Annotated in this window: 11 protein-coding genes, 2 tRNA genes and 2 rRNA genes (1 of these 15 running past the window's edge); 5 read left to right on the top strand and 10 right to left on the bottom strand. The window is 43.2% G+C overall.

Annotation, left to right across the window (positions count from 1 at the left end; genetic code table 11):
* From EO132_RS09035 to EO132_RS09015, 5 genes are all read right to left on the bottom strand, one after another.
* Positions 1-1,461: ribosomal RNA gene (locus EO132_RS09035) — 23S ribosomal RNA — on the bottom strand (it extends 1,358 nt beyond the left edge of the window).
* A 178-nt stretch (positions 1,462-1,639) separates the two neighbouring features.
* Positions 1,640-1,716 (bottom strand) — tRNA-Ala (locus EO132_RS09030).
* A 143-nt stretch (positions 1,717-1,859) separates the two neighbouring features.
* Positions 1,860-1,933: transfer RNA gene (locus tag EO132_RS09025), tRNA-Ile, on the bottom strand.
* Positions 1,934-2,043: 110 nt separating this feature from the next.
* Positions 2,044-3,569 (bottom strand): 16S ribosomal RNA (locus EO132_RS09020).
* The 16S and 23S rRNA genes sit together here with 2 tRNA genes alongside, the layout of an rRNA operon.
* Positions 3,570-3,863: 294 nt before the next feature.
* A complete protein-coding gene (locus EO132_RS09015; protein WP_235856420.1) occupies positions 3,864-5,918 on the bottom strand; it encodes a putative porin in 2,055 nt (684 codons plus the stop codon).
* Positions 5,919-6,147: 229 nt separating this feature from the next.
* On the opposite strand from EO132_RS09015, the gene EO132_RS09010 reads away from it, so the two are divergent.
* Positions 6,148-6,834 (top strand): hypothetical protein, encoded by a 687-nt coding sequence (locus EO132_RS09010; RefSeq protein WP_127137546.1) that lies wholly within the window; start codon positions 6,148-6,150, stop codon positions 6,832-6,834.
* Between the two features lie 360 nt (positions 6,835-7,194).
* Here the strand turns inward: EO132_RS09010 and EO132_RS09005 are convergent, their stop codons facing one another.
* From EO132_RS09005 to EO132_RS08995, 3 genes are read right to left on the bottom strand one after another with little or no spacing between them, the layout of a single operon-like run.
* Entirely contained in the window at positions 7,195-8,004 is an 810-nt protein-coding gene (locus EO132_RS09005) for a hypothetical protein (protein WP_127137545.1), read from the bottom strand.
* Between the two features lie 18 nt (positions 8,005-8,022).
* On the bottom strand, positions 8,023-9,474 hold the full coding sequence (locus EO132_RS09000; RefSeq protein ID WP_127137544.1) for a RagB/SusD family nutrient uptake outer membrane protein: 1,452 nt from the start codon (positions 9,472-9,474) through the stop codon (positions 8,023-8,025).
* 15 nt (positions 9,475-9,489) lie between these two features.
* Entirely contained in the window at positions 9,490-12,534 is a 3,045-nt protein-coding gene (locus EO132_RS08995; protein WP_127137543.1) for a SusC/RagA family TonB-linked outer membrane protein, read from the bottom strand.
* 231 nt (positions 12,535-12,765) lie between these two features.
* Here EO132_RS08995 and EO132_RS08990 point away from each other — a divergent pair, with 231 nt between their 5' ends.
* The 4 genes from EO132_RS08990 to EO132_RS08975 all read left to right on the top strand — a co-directional run bounded on the left by EO132_RS08990 (position 12,766) and on the right by EO132_RS08975 (position 17,992).
* Positions 12,766-13,362 carry a ribonuclease HII gene (locus tag EO132_RS08990; RefSeq protein ID WP_127137542.1) on the top strand — a complete coding sequence of 199 codons (597 nt, stop codon included), beginning with the start codon at positions 12,766-12,768 and terminating at the stop codon, positions 13,360-13,362.
* A 29-nt stretch (positions 13,363-13,391) separates the two neighbouring features.
* Positions 13,392-15,848, top strand: a complete 2,457-nt coding sequence (locus tag EO132_RS08985) for a ribonuclease HII (RefSeq protein WP_127137541.1) — start codon at positions 13,392-13,394, stop codon at positions 15,846-15,848.
* Between the two features lie 123 nt (positions 15,849-15,971).
* On the top strand, positions 15,972-17,288 hold the full coding sequence (locus EO132_RS08980) for an OmpA family protein (RefSeq protein ID WP_127137540.1): 1,317 nt from the start codon (positions 15,972-15,974) through the stop codon (positions 17,286-17,288).
* Between the two features lie 11 nt (positions 17,289-17,299).
* Positions 17,300-17,992, top strand: a complete 693-nt coding sequence (locus EO132_RS08975) for a TapB family protein (protein ID WP_127137539.1) — start codon at positions 17,300-17,302, stop codon at positions 17,990-17,992.
* Positions 17,993-18,050: 58 nt separating this feature from the next.
* Here the strand turns inward: EO132_RS08975 and EO132_RS08970 are convergent, their stop codons facing one another.
* Together EO132_RS08970 and lipB are read right to left on the bottom strand one after the other, a co-directional pair.
* Entirely contained in the window at positions 18,051-18,719 is a 669-nt protein-coding gene (locus EO132_RS08970; RefSeq protein WP_127137538.1) for a hypothetical protein, read from the bottom strand.
* 116 nt (positions 18,720-18,835) lie between these two features.
* Positions 18,836-19,552, bottom strand: a complete 717-nt coding sequence (lipB, locus tag EO132_RS08965; RefSeq protein WP_127137537.1) for a lipoyl(octanoyl) transferase LipB — start codon at positions 19,550-19,552, stop codon at positions 18,836-18,838.
* Between the last annotated feature and the right edge of the window lie 5 nt (positions 19,553-19,557).

Raw genomic sequence — 19,557 nt, 5'->3', positions numbered from 1 at the left:
CACCAACTAAGCTGCCCCGTCACTTTTGTCGCATTGCGGGTAGCGGAATATTAACCGCTTGTCCATCCACTGCCCCTTCCGGGTTCGTGTTAGGTCCCGACTGACCCCCGGCTGATTAGCATGGCCGGGGAAACCTTGGTCTTTCGGCGTGCGGGTTTCTCGCCCGCATTATCGTTACTTATGCCTACATTTTCGTTTCTGTACGCTCCAGCACACCTCGCAGTGCACCTTCAACGCCGAACAGAATGCTCCCCTACCCATCTTTCGATGCCATAGCTTCGGTAATGTGCTTATGCCCGATCATTATCCATGCGGGACCGCTCGACCAGTGAGCTGTTACGCACTCTTTAAATGAATGGCTGCTTCCAAGCCAACATCCTGGCTGTCTATGCAGTCCCACCGCGTTTTGTCAACTTAGCACATATTTGGGGACCTTAGCTGATGGTCCGGGTTCTTTCCCTCTCGGACATGGACCTTAGCACCCATGCCCTCACTGCCCTGAAACATTATATAGCATTCGGAGTTTGTCAGGAATTGGTAGGCGGTGAAGCCCCCGCATCCAATCAGTAGCTCTACCTCTATATAACTATCAGAACGCTGCACCTAAATGCATTTCGGGGAGTACGAGCTATTTCCGAGCTTGATTGGCCTTTCACCCCTACCCACAGGTCATCCCAAGACTTTTCAACGTCAACGGGTTCGGTCCTCCACTATGTGTTACCACAGCTTCAACCTGCCCATGGGTAGATCGCACGGTTTCGCGTCTACTACTACCGACTAAAGCGCCCTGTTCAGACTCGCTTTCGCTACGGCTGCGCACCATAAGTGCTTAACCTTGCCGGTAAAAGTAACTCGTAGGCTCATTATGCAAAAGGCACGCCGTCACGGATAAATCCGCTCCGACCGCTTGTAGGCGTATGGTTTCAGGGTCTGTTTCACTCCGTTGTTCACGGTTCTTTTCACCTTTCCCTCACGGTACTGGTTCACTATCGGTCTCCCAGGAGTATTTAGCCTTGGCGGATGGTCCCGCCGGATTCACACAGGGTTTCACGTGCCCCGCGCTACTCAGGATACCACTATCTTAAACGCTCCTTGCCCGTACGGGACTATCACCCATATCGTGCAGCTTTCCAACTGCTTCCGGTTCGTCGCGCTAAGAACATTGTGGTCCTACAACCCCGTCATTGCCGGAACAACGACGGTTTGGGCCGATCCGATTTCGCTCGCCGCTACTCTCGGAATCACTCTTGTTTTCTCTTCCTCCGCCTACTTAGATGTTTCAGTTCAGCGGGTTCGCCCACCTTACGGTGTGACTGGCCTTCAACCAGCCGGGTTGCCCCATTCGGACACCCACGGATCAATGCTCATGTGCAGCTCCCCGTGGATTTTCGCAGCTTATCACGTCCTTCATCGCCTCTGAGAGCCTAGGCATCCCCCATACGCCCTTCTTTTGCTTGTCGCACCTGTACCTAAGTACAGATGCCCTCTCGTAATCCTTTATATATTCTATTCTACTTCGTGTTTCTTCTTTGACTTCGCACATAACGACCTATGTCGTTACTGCTCCGTCCCAATATGTCAATGAACTTTCTGGCGAATCGCCACCGGCAATGAAAATCACCGTCGACGACAATTGCCGTGGTGGAGAATATCGGAGTCGAACCGATGACCTCCTGCGTGCAAGGCAGGCGCTCTAGCCAGCTGAGCTAATCCCCCGTTTCAGTCAGCAGTTACCAGTTAACGGTTAACAGTTTTGATAACGTGCCCACCATTACGTGATAATCACTCAACTTCTAAAATTTCCTTCAGTATTCCTCAATGAACTTCGCACTCCGTATTTACATACTTCGTACCTTTCGTAGTCTCAGGCAGACTCGAACTGCCGACCTCTACATTATCAGTGTAGCGCTCTAACCAGCTGAGCTATGAGACTGTCTTGGCCTAAATTTGCCTGTATACCAAAAAAACATATCATAAACGACAGCGCAAAACGTAACAACCACCTCGTGCGGGACCCGGGATTCCGGGCATCTCTTTCTCTAGAAAGGAGGTGTTCCAGCCGCACCTTCCGGTACGGCTACCTTGTTACGACTTAGCCCTAGTTACCGATTTTGCCCTAGGCCGCTCCTTGCGGTGACGGACTTCAGGCACTCCCGGCTTCCATGGCTTGACGGGCGGTGTGTACAAGGCCCGGGAACGTATTCACCGGATCATGGCTGATATCCGATTACTAGCGATTCCAGCTTCACGGGGTCGAGTTGCAGACCCCGATCCGAACTGTGACCGGTTTTGTAGATCCGCGCCCCCTCGCGGGGTGGCTTCCCTCTGTACCGGCCATTGTAGCACGTGTGTAGCCCAGGACGTAAGGGCCGTGATGATTTGACGTCGTCCCCACCTTCCTCACGGTTTGCACCGGCAGTCCCGTTAGAGTCCCCATCTTGACATGCTGGCAACTAACGGTAGGGGTTGCGCTCGTTATAGGACTTAACCTGACACCTCACGGCACGAGCTGACGACAACCATGCAGCACCTTGCAGGCAGTCCGAAGAAAAAGCTATCTCTAGCTTATGCAGCCTGCATTTAAGCCCTGGTAAGGTTCCTCGCGTATCATCGAATTAAACCACATGCTCCACCGCTTGTGCGGGCCCCCGTCAATTCCTTTGAGTTTCATTCTTGCGAACGTACTCCCCAGGTGGGATACTTATCACTTTCGCTTGGCCACGGAGACCGAAGTCCCCACAGCTAGTATCCATCGTTTACGGCGTGGACTACCGGGGTATCTAATCCCGTTCGCTACCCACGCTTTCGTCCATCAGCGTCAGTACATGGTTGGCCACCTGCCTTCGCGATCGGTGTTCTATGTGATATCTATGCATTTCACCGCTACACCACATGTTCCGGCGACCCCACCATGACTCAAGACCTGCAGTATCAAAGGCAATTTTATGGTTGAGCCACAAACTTTCACCCCTGACTTACAGGCCCGCCTACGGACCCTTTAAACCCAATGATTCCGGATAACGCTCGGACCCTCCGTATTACCGCGGCTGCTGGCACGGAGTTAGCCGGTCCTTATTCTTACGGTACCGTCAGACGCCCACACGTGGGCGCGTTTCTTCCCGTATAAAAGCAGTTTACAACCCATAGGGCCGTCATCCTGCACGCGGCATGGCTGGATCAGGCTCCCGCCCATTGTCCAATATTCCTCACTGCTGCCTCCCGTAGGAGTCTGGTCCGTGTCTCAGTACCAGTGTGGGGGATCCCCCTCTCAGGGCCCCTAACCATCGCTGCCTTGGTAAGCCGTTACCTCACCAACTAACTAATGGTACGCATGGCCATCCCTGTCCGATAAATCTTTAATCACAAAATCATGCGATCCCGTGATACCATGGGGCATTAATCCAAGTTTCCCTGGGCTATTCCCCTGACAGGGGCAGGTTCCATACGCGTTCCGCACCCGTGCGCCGGTCGTCATCAGAAAAGCAAGCTTTTCCATGTTACCCCTCGACTTGCATGTGTTAGGCCTGCCGCTAGCGTTCATCCTGAGCCAGGATCAAACTCTTCATTGTATTTCCTTGAATGTCTGTCCGACACCCGGAAATCCCTGAGTCCCTGCATCAAAATGGTTTGTTCTTAATTCTACGCTGTCGTTACAATATGTATATGAACTTCTTGTCTTTTTTACTTCTAAAATCACCGTTTCGGTGTCTTGGAAGCGCCTTGCCTTATCAGCTAAGCGGGTGCAAATATACGCACCTTATTTTCTTTCCGCCAAATGTTTTTCAATATTTTTTTTGAAAAAAAATCAATTGATTTATAACTCCTTGTTTTTCAGGTTTTCCTTCTTTTATTCTTATTGGATTTTAGGAAAAGAAATTCCAGACCAACCCAAATCGAATCACAAAATCTCGGTATGGATAGTTTGGTGCGGAGTAATAATTAGGCTCTGAAAAAATGGAGTTCAGGTGTTCGGCCTTTAAATAAATCCTGGTTTGTTTCACTTTGGCATTAATGAAAACATCCATCAATGGATAACCCCCGAACTCTTCATTGTTTTGGATGTAGAACTCACCCAACAATGGATTGTAGGCATTCATATTGTACGATGTAAAATATTTAAAGGTTACTCCTGTTTGCAGAAACATGGCCTTTTTAAATACATCACTTGAAAAGTACAGACTGTTTCGCGTAACCACTTGCGGTAAATTGAGTACTTGGTTCTCCTGAGTCACTTCTTGGTACATTACCGTGTTCATCAACGACCATTTCCTCCATTTCAGTTCCTTTTCATACTTAACTTTAAGATGGTTCACAGTTCCCGATTCTTGAAACGGCCTCACAAAAGCGTTCTCTTGACCCAGACCTATTTCCTCTTCGGTTGCAGTGGATGCAAAATAGGTGTAATTATCCACTCTGCTGAAATCGGCTTTCAGCCGACCGAATTTTTTGGAATTGAACCCAGCAGAGATACTTTGCGATTGCTCTTTCTCGAAGGTGTTGTTGTTCTGCCAATTGAAATTGCGATAATCACTTTGGTAAAGCAAATAATTAAAGTTCGGCATGCGGGAGGAAATATGCAATCCTCCTATCAAGGAATTATTCTCATTCAATCTATAGGATGCAGTGACATCCAAATTGTTCCCTGTTAAATCCCCGGAAACGGTGTAATTGATATTTCCATTCAAAGACAACGGACCCAACTTATTACTATAGGTTCCCCCCACTGAAATCTCCTCTCCTTTTAGCTTATTTTGAATGGTTTGCTCATCCGTTATTAGAATACTGCTAAAAAAGTAGTTATAGTTGTACAGGCTTATATTACCTGATATACGCCCCAGTGTTTTATTGAAAAAACCAACCGACCCCCTATTGAACATTGTCTTCAGCCGCGCCCTGTCTTCTATGGGGATTAAAAACGGGTCTTGACCAAAGGCATCGTTCTGACGGGCTTGTTCAAAATCGTATATTTTGGTCTCATAGCTAAACTCATGCCCTATGGTCAAGGTTGTTGGCTCATTGTCCGTTGAATCCCTTTTGTGGCTCACCAACTTAAATTGCTGATCTAAAAAATAGCGTTTACCCAAAATCCTATTATTGGCATCGGTATACCGCAAATCAATTTTTGCCCTATCTTGAAAATCGGGTAAATCGTCTTCAAATTGACTTCTATCCAACAAACCACCGCTTTCTTCAGTTTCCATTTCTTGGGCCGCTATATGACCTCTTAATCCATATTTTCCGTTTTCAGTAATATAATTGAAGCTTACCCTGAATTTTCCATCTTGAGCTTCTTCATATCTATATTTTCCCAAAGAGCGAAATCCATTATATGCAATGGCCATATTGAATCGCCTTGACATATTAAAGGTCAATAAGGCATCGAGATACTGCCCTTGCTCCATGGTCGTCTTGAACATAAGCTCGGTCATAGGGGTAGGGACATTGTAATAATCTATATCCTCTTTTTCGAAATACCCTGGATGCTTTGCCTTGGCTCCAATGCGAGGGTAATAGGGAATGGTTCCAAAGCCAACGCCCAATTCATTATAGGGCTGCCCCATATTGGTAAAGGGCATCAACTCAAAATCATCTTTGCGGAGGTAATTATACCTATAGTCTTTTTTAATGGTAAGCGTTGTATCCACAAAAGTGGTATCACGCTGATAGGATATGATTTTATAGTCCCGAATACTCACAGAATCCTTTTGCTGCACTAACGATTTACAAGGACCTTTTAGCACTGGTTTTTGTTTGATGGCATCTTTTTTTGCTATGGTATCCTTGTTGGAATCAAGACTTAACGAATCTCTATCCTGAAGTCTCAAGGAATCTTTCTCCCTTTTTGGGGGAATTGAATCTTGCTGCGCCATTAGGGAGTGGCCAAAGAACAAAAGCAGGGTCAATACTATAAATCTCATTCCATGATATTGGTTGGGCAAAGGTAAAAGTTTTGTTTCTAAAGAAATGTGAAAAGTTGAGTCATAAAAAACCAATACGACACCTACTAAACATTGAAGACAAAATTTTTTATTGATTTATGATAACATTAAGAAAATTATAACAATCATGTCCAATTAAATGTTGCTTATTGCCGTTGAAAGTAAAATCGCCAAAAAGAGTAAAAACCATTTGAAAATCAGGTTATAAATGAATTTTAAATTAAATATTTTGACTTTGCTAACTGCCACAGTGGGAGCAGCACAAGTTAATTTCACGAATCCAGATGAAGGTGCCGTAGTATCCTTCCAAACAACAGCTATAGAACCAAAGGAAACAAAAACAGAAGGTTCACCATATTTTGATGAGAATTTCAAATATGGCCAAGTTCTAGTAAATGGAAAGGTAAAGACCATTGGAAATTTGAGATACAATGCGGCCAACAGTGAGATAGAACTTCAGAAGGGAGATAAAGAATACTCCGCTGTATTAAAACGTAATTACATTTCTGCTCGAATTGATGATAAGTTGTACAGACTCTACCCTTACCTAGATGATTCCAACAATGAAACCACCAGAATCGGATATTTCATCCCGTTAAATGAAGGTAAGATTAAATTACTCTACAAACCAGAGAAGAAACTTCGACGAGGTAGAACAGGAGCGACCAATTATGACAGAACCGTTCCTCCCAGGTTTATAGATATAAGTGATTACTATATCCAGAAAGGGGAAGAGCCTGCGACAAAAATATATTTGAGAAATAAATACTTTTATGATTTATTGGGCAAGGAAAACATAAAAGACTTCATCAAGAAAAATGACTTGCGATTGAACAAAGAAGAAGATGCAATTAAAGTCATGCAATATATCAACGAAGAAATCAGCACCAAATAAAATATAAAGCGCGCCAAACCAAAAAGGCTACCGATCGGTAGCCTTTTTTATTCCATCGTATTTAAATCTGGGCTTATTCACACAGCCGTCTAATCAACTAAAGTACCTAATGCAAAATTCTAAATATCATAAGCTACAATTCTGAAAACCTCTTGAATACAAATAGAGTGCACCACAGCGAATTGGAAAATAATACCAGAAGCTTTAGAACTAAAGGAAACCATTCCTTACCATGCGAACAAAGGCAGAGCAGTTCTCATTATTTTTTAAGTTAATATCCTTTAAAACTAAAGCTATGAAACAAAAAAGACCGGATATTTTAAAATATCCGGTCTTTTGTTATTAGTGATTTACGCTGTACTACTGAGCGCAGAAATCAATTTCTATAGGACCTGCAACACCTTCACCAGTTGCAGCCGAAGCAACAGTGTTACCGTTGGGAGCCACAATAGTATAGGATATCTCACCCCAATTATCTCCAGGGAAATACCAGTCAGCGGATTCAATGCCCTCTGGGATTTCAATGGTTGTAGATCCAGATGATAGTTCTCCTGTACAGTCATAACCATTTGCCTCATATGGCGTACAAAGCCCAACTTCAAACACAGTACCGTCGCTCAATGTAACAGTTATACCTGGTCCGCCATTGGCAGTTGTAGTTTGCCAACCGTCACCATAACTATCCTCCATATAAATAGTCCATACTCCAGGAGTTGGAGCAGAAGGACACTCACGGAAAAGCGAGATACTAAGTGTCTGATCCCCGAATGTAATATCATTCGAGTTGGACACATCCGTAATGTTAAGAACTAATTGTGTTGTACCTTCCTCGGGTAGTGCATCAAAGTTTCCTTGAACAGTAACTACACCTGAGAACTCTCCTGCAGGAATCGAAGTAGTACTAATTGTATACTGATCGGGAGAAGCAGTGGAAGCAGGATCCACTTCCACGGTAATAGTCCGCTCGATATCAGATTGGGTACTGGCCGTAACCTCGATGTCCACGGAAGTACCTTCTGAAGGCACACCCATATTAACGGAAGTGGTGCTGAATGACGCAACCGTCTGGCCTGACACTGGATCGTACACAATCTGCTCTTCTTCGCAAGAAGAGAAAACCAATGCAAGAGCCACAAAAAGAACTCCCAATTTGTTAATTATATTTTTCATCTTTCAAGTCGTTATCGATTAATAATTTGGATTTTGTTCCATATTAGGATTGGCATTGATTTCAGCTGCTGGAATAGGTAATTGGAACCTGTAATCGCCAGCTGGCAAAGTCAATACCTCAGGAGGAGTTCCTGTGCCGTCTTGAATATCTCCATTATTGGAACGCTGAATCGGCTCTCCTCTACGCTTCAAGTCAAAGAACCTGTGTCCTTCGAAACTCAACTCCACTCTTCTTTCATACTGAATGGCATCTTCCAAAGCCTGACCGCTTTCTCCACCTGCATAAGAAGTATATCTGGCATCCCTTAATGTATTTAAGGTAGTAAGTGCAGGACCTTCTTGATCTAACTCAAATTGCGCTTCGGCTTTATTCAACACTACTTCTGCAGCTCTGAGCACCTTGATATCCACACGGCCGTTTACCTGACCTGTTTCTCCCAAGAACTTTCTAACCGCATTGTAATTGTTCCCTTGATTGGTCGCATCATACTGGATAACGTCTAACCTCAAGTCATTTGGGTCCAAATTGTTATAAAATTCGTAATCAATAACATATTCTGAAACGGTATTTGGAGGTGTAGTTTGGCTATACAGTACACCAACATTATTAAAACCAGATTCAGAGGAAGTATTCACGGACCATTCGATAATCACACCTTCATTGGTGGTATCTTCATAAACATCCAACAAGTCTGCAGCATCGGCAACATCGGTCTGTACTTCATCGGCAGCGTCTATGGCCAATTGATAATCCCCATTATACAGGTAAACCCTTGACAACATACCGTATACACCATCTCTATCCAAACGACCTTCGCCATTTGAATCACCTATAAGTTGTGCAGCTTGCTCTAAATCACCAATTATTTCAGCATAGTTGCTTGCTACAGTTTCTCTAGCAGGTTGAGCATATGGATCTCCAGTATCTCCATCTTCAACTTTCATGTAAACAATTCCCAAAGAATTGTTTGCATCCGCACTCTGGGTTGGAATCATTGCATACACCCTAGCAAGGTCGAAATGTGCAATGGCACGAGCCGCCATGGCCTGACCAAGGATATTATCCCTTGCTGGACCAGCAGCCAAATTATCAATCTGCCCAATTACCAAGTTAGCAGCATTGATTGCCTCATAAGCCTCACTCCAATATAGGGAGATTGCTCCTCCGGTGTTGGCATTATATCGATAATCGTAATAATCTTCGTTTGATCTACGGCCTGTTTGGGACAGAATCACGTTATCCCCAAGAATATCCGGGATACCCTGCAATCCCGAACCGGGAGCCGAGTAGTAATTCCATAATTGGCTATAGACACCATCCACTCCGTTTTGGAAACTGGACACACTATTAAAGAATGTCGCTGGATTCCCTTCCTCGAACGGATCAATATCAAGTTCGTCATCGCAAGACACCAATAGACCAGTGGCAAGCAACGATGCTAAACAATATGTATATAACTTATTTTTCATGTCAATTTTTGTTTTTTAAAATCCTATTTCTACTCCGAAAGTATAAGACCTAGTCTGCGGATAACTGAATAAAGAGAAGGCTCCTGGGATAAATCCAGCAGTACCTGCGGCGGAACTCTCATCAGAACCAATTCCGATTTCTGGGTCACCATTGTATTCTGTAATAGTGAACAAGTTCTGGCCCTGAGCATAGATTCTTAACCTGTCAATACCTGTTTTATCCAAAAACTTACCTGGCAACGTATAGTCGACCGTCAACGTTCTTAAACGAAGGTAATCCCCTCTTTCCAACCATCGATCACTATCTTGATCAGCAGTACCTTGATACAATGGACTTGGCAATACATTGGTATCTCCTGGTTGCTTCCAATAGTTAAAAGCTTCTACCCTTTGGTTGCTATCTATATTTCCGATTGAAATACCAGCTTGTCTCTGGAAGTTCATGATATAGTTTCCTGCTTTACCAACAAAATCAGCACGAACTCCAAAACCACCCCATTTAATGGAAGTAAAGAACCCTCCTTCTATGTTTGCGTAAGGAGACTTACCCTCTAATATGGTATTGAACGACCCACTGTATTGATTGGTAATATTACCATCTAAATCGTAATACAAAGGCTCACCGTTGGCTGGGTTGACCCCTGCATATTTCACTGTGTAGAAAGAATTGATTTCTTCGCCTTCCCTCAAGATGTTGTTACCGAAATCTCCGTTAATGATATCACTACCATCCACCAAGGATACGACCTTATTATCCAAAAAGGACACGTTTCCTCCTACTCTCCAAACAAAGTTTTGAGCTCTGACAACATCGGCATTCAAAGAAACTTCAATACCACTGTTCTCAACTTCCCCAATATTGGAAGTAATGGAATTGTTCTCATCACCAACTGTATGGGACAATGGTTGATCCAACAAAAGGTCTTTGGAGTTCTTCTTAAAGTAATCCACTACACCATTGATTCGATTGTTGAACAATCCAAATTCAACACCAATATCCAAAATAGCCTGAGACTCCCACTGTACATTAGGGTTACCCACACCAATTGGAATAGCAGTTGTATTCCCGTTGTACGTATTAAATTGCAACAAATCAAGAAAAGCAAAATCCCCAATGTTTTGGTTACCTGAGGTACCATAAGAAGCTCTAAGCTTCAAGTCGTTAACAAAAGAACCTTCCATGAACGACTCATTGGCAATGTTCCATGCAGCACTTCCACTGTAGAAATACCCATATTTGTTCTCTGGACCGAACCTAGAAGAACCATCCCTTCTAATAGATCCAGATAAAATATATTTACTATCATAATCGTAGTCGACAAAAAGACCTTGGGAGAACAGACTCCTTCTTGCCTCACCGGTACCAGCAGATGTTGCCTCAGCAGCAATGTTCTGGTACGGTATGTCTGGGGATGGAAAACCTCTTGAGCTAGCAAACAAGCTTGTGTAGATATTTTCGTTGTACTCCAAAAGGAAACTGGCAGACAAATTATGATAATCCCCATAAGTGTCTGTATATGTAAACAAGTTGTTTACGTTATACTGCAATGTATTCTGAAAATTATCAGTCTGTGTTCCTGGGAAGTTGGCATCACCAACAATGGAATTCAAAACACCACCGGCCAAAGACCTGTTTGTTCTATTATACCTGTTATTGGATGCACCCACTGTAAATCTGTTCGAAAATTTGTCAGACAACTGAATGTCCGCAAACAAACTACCTACAATTAAGAAGTTCCTATTGTCCTCAGGCTCTGTAATCAAAGCCTTTGCGATTGGAAAACCTGCTGTTGTTGAGTTGAATATAGGATCACCTTGTTCATCTGTAGCAATACTTCCATCAGGGTTTCTTGAATACAATGGATCCCATGGGTTGTAGTCATACATAGCCCTAAATGGGTTCTGCACATTATTACGGTCCCTTGGAAGGTCAGTAGTATTTCTTGACAATGATATATTGGTTCCAACATTCAACCATTCCTTTGCTTGGTAAGTGGTGTTCAAACGAGCTGTAATTCTTTCAAAACCATCAATCCTGTCAATGATACCGGTATTCTTATCATAACCCAAAGACATAAAATAAGTCATTTTCTCATTTCCTCCTGATATGGAAAGTGAGGTGGACTGTATTTTGGATTTTCTCAACAACTCCTCTTCCCAATTGGTATCCAAACCAATCAACCTTGCTCTTTCTGCGTCATCCGCATTGGCTCCTGGCAACGATTGTGCTGCACTTACACCCAAATCAGCAAATTGGCGCTCAAGCTCAAGTTTCTGGGAAGTATTCATCAAATCAAATGGGTCTGGAATTCTTTCCGCAAAACCATAAGAAGATCTGAAGGTAATTCTAGCATCTCCCGACCTACCTTGTTTGGTTGTAATCAAAACAACACCGTTTGCACCACGAGAACCATACTTGGAAACAGTGGCCGCATCCTTCAAGATAGAGAAGGTTTCAATATCGTTAGGGTTCAAGTTGTTGATGAAATCCGAATTAACCGGCACACCATCCACAACGTAAAGTGGAGTTGTGCTAGAAGAAATGGATCCCACACCCCTAATCGTCACAAAAGCCGTTTGACCAGGTCGTCCGTTCGCAGCTGTTACCTGAACACCCGCGGCCTGACCCTGAAGAATATTATCCACACTAGTAGAAGGGACAAAGGACTCAATCTTTTCTGTGGATACTGTCGATATGGCAGAAGTCGAAAGTTCTCTAGAACGAGATCCATACCCCGTCACAACAACCTCTTCCAAGGCTTGCGCATCTTCCTCCATCTGAATATTGATGGTTGAGGAAGCACCTATGGTCCTTTCGACTGTCTTCTGACCGATGTAACTAAAACGCAACACCTGACCAGTATTAGCGGTAACTGAGTAATTACCATCAAAATCTGTTTGGGTTCCGGAAGACGTTCCTACAACGACCACGGAAACACCCGGCAGTGGCAGACCATTTTGATCCGTCACGTTACCTGAAACTGTTTTCTCCTGTCCATAAGAGAAAGACATGCACAACGCCAACAAAGGCGTTAGCATCCATGCTAACTTAGCTTTCATTTATTTCATTTTTTGAATTAGTCCGCTCAAAAATCAATATAAAAAGTTAATATTCAAAAAAATTAACACCTTTGCACAACCAGCATCAAGGATTATCTATGGTTTTTTTCATAATTTTAACATAAAAAAACTACCCTAACATCTCATCTTCAGAGCATTTATGATTTCTTTTAACTATTTGTCGGTAAATATGCATTTTTACAGGGCTAATATGTTAAATTTTTGAAACCCATGTTAAAATCATGTTATCATTCCGTTTTCGAAGCAGGAACAGATGAAGCTGGAAGAGGCTGTTTGGCAGGACCTGTTACTGCCGCAGCGGTCACTTTACCCAAAAACTTCAATAATGATGTATTAAATGATTCCAAACAACTTTCGGAGATAAAACGAACATTATTACGCCCCATTTTGGTAGAAGAAGCGGCTTCCTTTGCTGTTTGCCATGTTTTTCAAGATGAAATCGACGAAATAAATATTCTGAACGCTTCTTTTTTAGCCATGCACCGTGCCATAGAAAAGCTGCGCCCCTCCCCCGACTTTATTATTGTTGATGGAAATAGGTTTAAACCATATCCCGACATAGATCATGAATGCATCATAAAAGGGGATGGCAAATACATGAGCATTGCGGCCGCTTCCGTATTGGCAAAGACATATAGGGATGAGTACATGGCCAAAATCCATGAGGAATTCCCTATGTACAACTGGAAAAAAAACAAAGGATACCCGACCAAGGAACATAGAGAAGCCATTAAAAAATACGGTATTACCAAATATCATCGAAAAAGCTTCAGACAACTCCCGGAACAATTGACACTGGATATTTAAAAATCCTAACTTTGTGTCAAACTTCAAGAATGAGATTAAAGGTACTTTTTTGCTTGCTCCCCATTTTTATTGCATCCTGCACAAAAGAGGTAAAAACCAAGGATTCCCTTTTGGAACATTTACCGCCCGACCCAGCACTCGTTGTAAAAATCAATAACCTCACCAATTTTAAGAGCGAACTTAAAAACAATTCAACCCTTACTGCTGTCAAAGGTTTTACTACCATTAAGGAAGTCATGGATAAAATCAATGGCATGGAAAATCTCACAACGGATAAAACCTGTGTACTTGCACTATACGAAATAGGAAAGGACAACTACGACTATATGCTGGCTGCTAAAAAAGACCCCAGTCTATTTAATTTGGATAGCGTGGCCAACAAAACCGTTGAGACCTTGACCTACGAAGGCGTATCTGTAATCAAATACAATCTTGACGGTTTGGAAGTATTCAGCTTCAAAAAAAATGACGACATCCTGATGAGCTCCTCCATGATGCTGATGGAAAACCTTATCAGGGTAAGTGAGGAAACTCCCGTTGACCCAACTTTGGAAAGACTCTACCAAGCCAGTTCGCTCGATAAGTCAGCCACGCTGTTCATCAATCCGAGCGGCAATACATCCCTACTCTCCCTCAAGGAGCAGAGCAATAACAATCACCCTCCCTTTTCTTCATGGGTTTCTTTGGATTTTACCGCCAATTCGGACGAAGTTGGATTAAGTGGTGTTGCCATGGCGCCGGATTCCACTAAAAATTTCATCAATCTATTCAAAGGAACCACCCCTTTGGCCAACAAAACACCTTCGTATGCACCACTGACCTCCCAAGCCATTTTATCCTATACGTTTGATGACTACCAAGTTTTTGCAAAAAACCAAAACACCTATCTGGATAGGGTAAAACAAACCGACTCCCTTTTCAATACCGTTGAGGAAGTGGGTGTGATCTATCTCAACAACGAAAAAGTGGTTCTTTTAAAATCGTATGGCACCCAAAGCCTTTATGATTATCTGGATAGCCGTAAAACAGCTTCACAAAACTATCAGGACAGTGAAATTTTAGAGCTCGAGGACACTTCATTAATAGAAGAAGGTTTTACACCCTTGGTCACAGAATTTAAATCCAATTACTGCACCATTATAGAAAACAGCTTCATCTTTTCTGAGGGGAAAGAAGCCTTGCAAACTATCATTAGCAACCATAAAAGTTCTTCTTCTTTTGATAGCGACCAAGGATATAAAACCGCAAAAGCATCTTTGGCCAGCGAATCCAGCATGCTTTTCATTTCGAAAGCATCAGGCATTGATTTTTTTGCCGAACAGAAACTTGCCCCCGAAATATCGGAGGATATAGATGAAGATGATTTAAACGAACAGGTCTTTGCTTCGCAAATGGTAATGGATAACGGTTTTGGACATTTCAACATCTTGGCATCAAAAATTGAAAAGAACCAAGAGCGGAATACCGTATCCCCACTATTTACCTTGGAACTGAATACCGACTTGGCCACAGACCCACAATTTGTAAAAAACCACCGAACCAAACAGCAAGAAATTGTGGTACAGGATCAAAACAATGTCCTCTACTTAATCTCCACTGATGGAAAAGTACTCTGGACCAAACAATTGGAGGGTCGGATTCAAGGAGAAATACAACAGGTTGATATTTACAAAAACGGAAAACTCCAATTGGCCTTTACCACGAACGACCAATTCCTGGTATTGGACCGCAACGGCGATGAAGTACCTCCGTTCAACATAGAGTTTGAAGGTGGCAACCTCAACCCGCTGGCCGTGTTTGACTACGACGGCAGCAGAAATTATCGTTTTGTGGTCACACAAGGAAGCAAAGTCCATATGTACAACAACCAAGCTAAGATTGTACGCGGATTTACCTTTACCGATGCCCCCAGCAATATTTTGGGAGCACCCAAACATTTTAGAGTTGGCAATAAAGACTATCTGGTTTTCAAACAGGATAACAGCACCCTTCGCATTTTGCACCGTGTGGGTAGCGACCGGATCAAAGTGGCAGAAAAAATAGATTTCTCCAACAACGAAGTGTTCCTTTATAAGAATAAATTCTCCGTGACCAACAAAGCGGGTGTGCTACATCAAATAGATACCAACGGAAATCTCGTGGCCACGAATTTTAACCTAAATCCCGACCACGGCTTTTACGCAACGAGCAACACACTTGTGTTTATGGACGACAATGTTCTGAGCATAAAAGGAAGAAAAGTGGAGTTGGAACTGGGCGTGTATTCCAAACCGGAAATATTTTACATCTACGATAAAATATATGTTGCGGTTACGGATATTCAGAACCATCAAATTTATTTGTTTGACAGCCAGGCTGAGTCAATTCCAAACTTCCCCTTATTCGGAAGTTCTTTGATTGACCTTACCGACATGGATAATGACAGAAAACTGGAACTGGTCGCCAAAGACCAGGACAACTCCTTGATTGTGTATAAAATAAACTAGCTGTCCCTTGTATTGCTACTTATACAATACTTGCTACGAAACATACATTTTTAAATCGACTAAGGATTTCATTTTAGTAGTTTGAGCAGAATTGCTTTATCAACAAACTAAAAACACTATTAAATGAAAACCTCGAACAAACTATTCTACTGTTTGTGCTTTGCCCTATTGATGGGTACCAGTGGAGAGGCCCAATTTTTTAAAAAATTGGCCAAGAAAGCTGAAAAAGCGGCCGAACGCACGGTAGAACGACGCGTAGAAAGAGAAACTTCCAAAAAAACAGATCAAGCACTGGATAGCATTTTAGAACCTGGGTCTGGAGCCAAACAAGCCCCTGGAAACAATCAAGGGAATGGCAACACCAATGGTAATACTGGGGAAAACAGTGCATCCACCGGACCCGCTTCCACAGGACCCAAGACGATAGAAGTCTATAGCAAATTTGATTATGTTCCGGGGGATAAGCCTATTTTTTTCGATGACTTCAACGATGATTTCATGGGCGACTTTCCCTCAAAATGGAATACCAACGGTTCGGGAGAAGTGGTTACCCTTGGAACCATTCCCGGTAAATGGTATTCCATAGCCAATAGAAGTCTAACCATTCCCAATTTGGGAACCTCACTTCCTGAAGATTTTACCATGGAATTCGACCTAAAGGTCACCAACTTGACACGCAACACAGGATCAGGTGCCATCTTCGGCATTTACCTTTCAGAAACCAATGGGTTGACCACAAACGAAAACCATGTGAAGGCCAACCTAAATTTTTGCCAATATATTCCTATCGGAGTTCGTGTGGAAAATGAATTCAGAGCCGATTCAGCCCCTATAGCCAACACCTTACAGCAAGATTTCAGGGAAATTTACAAAGATGTGGTACATGTATCCATCGCCGTTAACCAAAACAGATACCGTCTCTGGCTAAACGAAGTTAAAGTTGTGGACCTACCACAATTTATTGTGAAACCGGAATTGATCAACCACATCAAATTCTATGTGAAAGGTATTGACAAGCAAAAAAGACAGGAGCAGGTACTCATCAGCAATTTAAAAGTTGCTGAAGGAGGCGTTGATCTTCGTAGAAAACTCATGTCCGAAGGGAGGATTTCCACGAATGGCATCCTCTTCAACTCAGGATCAGCCGATATTTTACCGCAATCCATGGGTATTATCCGTCAAATTTCGCAAGTGCTGAACCAAGATAGTTCCATTAGTCTCAATATCGTTGGGCATACTGATTCCGACGGTACGGATGAAAGCAACACCACACTTTCCAAAAACCGAGCGGAGGCCGTTAAAAATGCACTGGTATCCGTTTATGGCATTTCTGCCGACCGATTGAGCTCCGAAGGAAAAGGAGAAACGGAACCTGTTGCCGACAATGGTACCGCGCAGGGCAAAGCACAGAACCGTAGGGTTGAATTCATTAAAAAATAACATACCAAAACATGAAAAGATATTTTCTATTATTACTGCTTGCCGTATTCGCGGCACCCATATCACAGGCACAATCCACTTGCAGCACTTACTACCCCTTAGAGGACGGTGCCAGTTTACAGTATACCAACTATGACAGAAAAGGCAGGGAAGATGGACAAATCAACTACAATGTTACCAATGTGGAAACCAGTGGCGACAATGTAAGCGCCACCATGATGATGGAAATGGTGGACAAAAAAGGGAACACCTATGCTTCGGACTACGAGATAGCGTGCGATGGCAATGTGGTCAAAATCGATTTTAAATCTTTGATGAACGAGCAAATGCTAAGTCAAATGGGCGATGTGGAGATGGATATTTCCGGAACCGATGTGGAATTGCCCAACAGCCTATCTGTGGGACAAGAACTGCCTGATGCCAATATGGAGCTTAAAATGAAAATGGGCGGAGCCATCAACATGAACACCAATGTAGAGACCATCAACCGCAAAGTAGAAAAGCAGGAAAGTGTGACTACGCCCGCAGGCACTTTTGATTGTTATGTGATTTACAGTGAGACCAAAACAAAAATGATGATGGCCAACAAAACCTTTCCATCACGTACTTGGCTAGCCGAAGGTGTGGGTATGGTAAAACAAGAGTCCTATAACAAAAACGGCAAATTGATGGGCAGCATGGTCTTGACCCAATACAGCAAATAATCAATTTACTTTGTAAAAACAGAAAACCGAGGTCTGAGCCTCGGTTTTTTTATTATCCTTATTCCTTTCTTAAAGGAGATATCATGATATGGGCCTTATGCGTTCCGGGGTCCATAATCCATGGATGGTTTGAGCCCATCGGCTTTTCAGGAAGCCCTGTGGATTCCGCTGTGGCAAATGGCAAATACACTACATACCTATAATGAGCTCCTTCAACTTCATGGGTTTCAGGATTGTATTGATTACTTTCTCCATAATAAATATGCAAGGTCGCCCCTGGTTTCCCCATGTCGAGTTGGCCAGATTTGGCTTCTTCCTCCCGAATATCAAAAATCTCTGGACCTGTTTTACCTTCGGCCCGTAGTTCTCGACCTCTGGCCATAAAAGGCTCTAAACTTTTGTGATAACAGGCCGCATTAAATCCGGATTGTTGTGGATTATCGGCTAGTACAATGAATTCGTTATCCCCTTCCCTGAGTGTCATGAAATTACCTGCCATATTATAGCCAATCACCTTGCACCCATCTCGGCTTTCCGCTGGGGCGGCCATTAAAGATGCTGCGATCAAAGCTTCGTCAGAGTCAATGGGAACATAGTTGGTTTCGACTAGTTCAACGGTATTGTTCTCCGTTGTTATTGACTCATTCGTATCATTTTTGTTTTCGCCCTTGTTCTTACAGGATATTAGGATGCCCATCAAGGCAATAGCAAAGAGAAATTGTTTCATAGTGTGTTGAATTTGTTAACAGTGTCATGGCTGAAAACGGTAAACATAAATTCAATTTCGCAACAGAAATTCCATCTGAACCTAGTTTACACATGTTAAAAGGTAAAAAATAAATTTTAAACCCCTGCCCCTCCTTTAACCAACTCCGCCTTAAAAAGGGTAGTGAAATGTTGGAGCAGTTTTGCCTTTACTTCCTGCATATCCACTTCCTTCTGACCCAATTCCACATTCAAAGAAGTCACCGCTTTGTCCTTGATACCACAAGGAACCATCATGTCAAAATAGCCTAAGTCGGTATTAACGTTAAGTGCAAAACCGTGCATAGTTACCCAACGACTGGCCCGTACCCCCATAGCGCATATTTTGCGGGCAAAAGTAGTGCCCACATCCAGCCAAACCCCGGTTTCCCCTTCGGAGCGTTGGCCTTTTAGACCGTAGTCGGCCAAGGTCTGGATGACCATTTCCTCTAAAAAACGAAGGTATTTGTGAATATCCGTGAAGAAATTATCCAAATCCAGAATAGGATAGCCCACTACCTGCCCAGGACCGTGATAAGTAATATCGCCCCCACGGTTGATTTTGTAGAACGTGGCTCCTTTTTCGGCCAGTTTCTTTTCATCTACCAACAAGTTGTTGATGTCACCACTCTTGCCCAAGGTGTATACATGCGGGTGTTCCACAAACAAAAAATGATTGGGGGTCTCAAGGCCGGCATCTTCCCTTCGATTCCGTACCTTGGTGTCCACAATATCCTTGAAAAGAGCTTCTTGGTAGTCCCAAGTTTCCTTGTAATCCTTGAATCCTAAATCCTGTAGGGCAACTTTCTTGTTCATGCCAC

The sequence above is a fragment of the Flagellimonas oceanensis genome (assembly GCF_003992595.1).
GTDB classification, from domain to species: domain Bacteria; phylum Bacteroidota; class Bacteroidia; order Flavobacteriales; family Flavobacteriaceae; genus Flagellimonas; species Flagellimonas oceanensis.
This window is presented reverse-complemented; position numbering and strand designations above follow the sequence as displayed.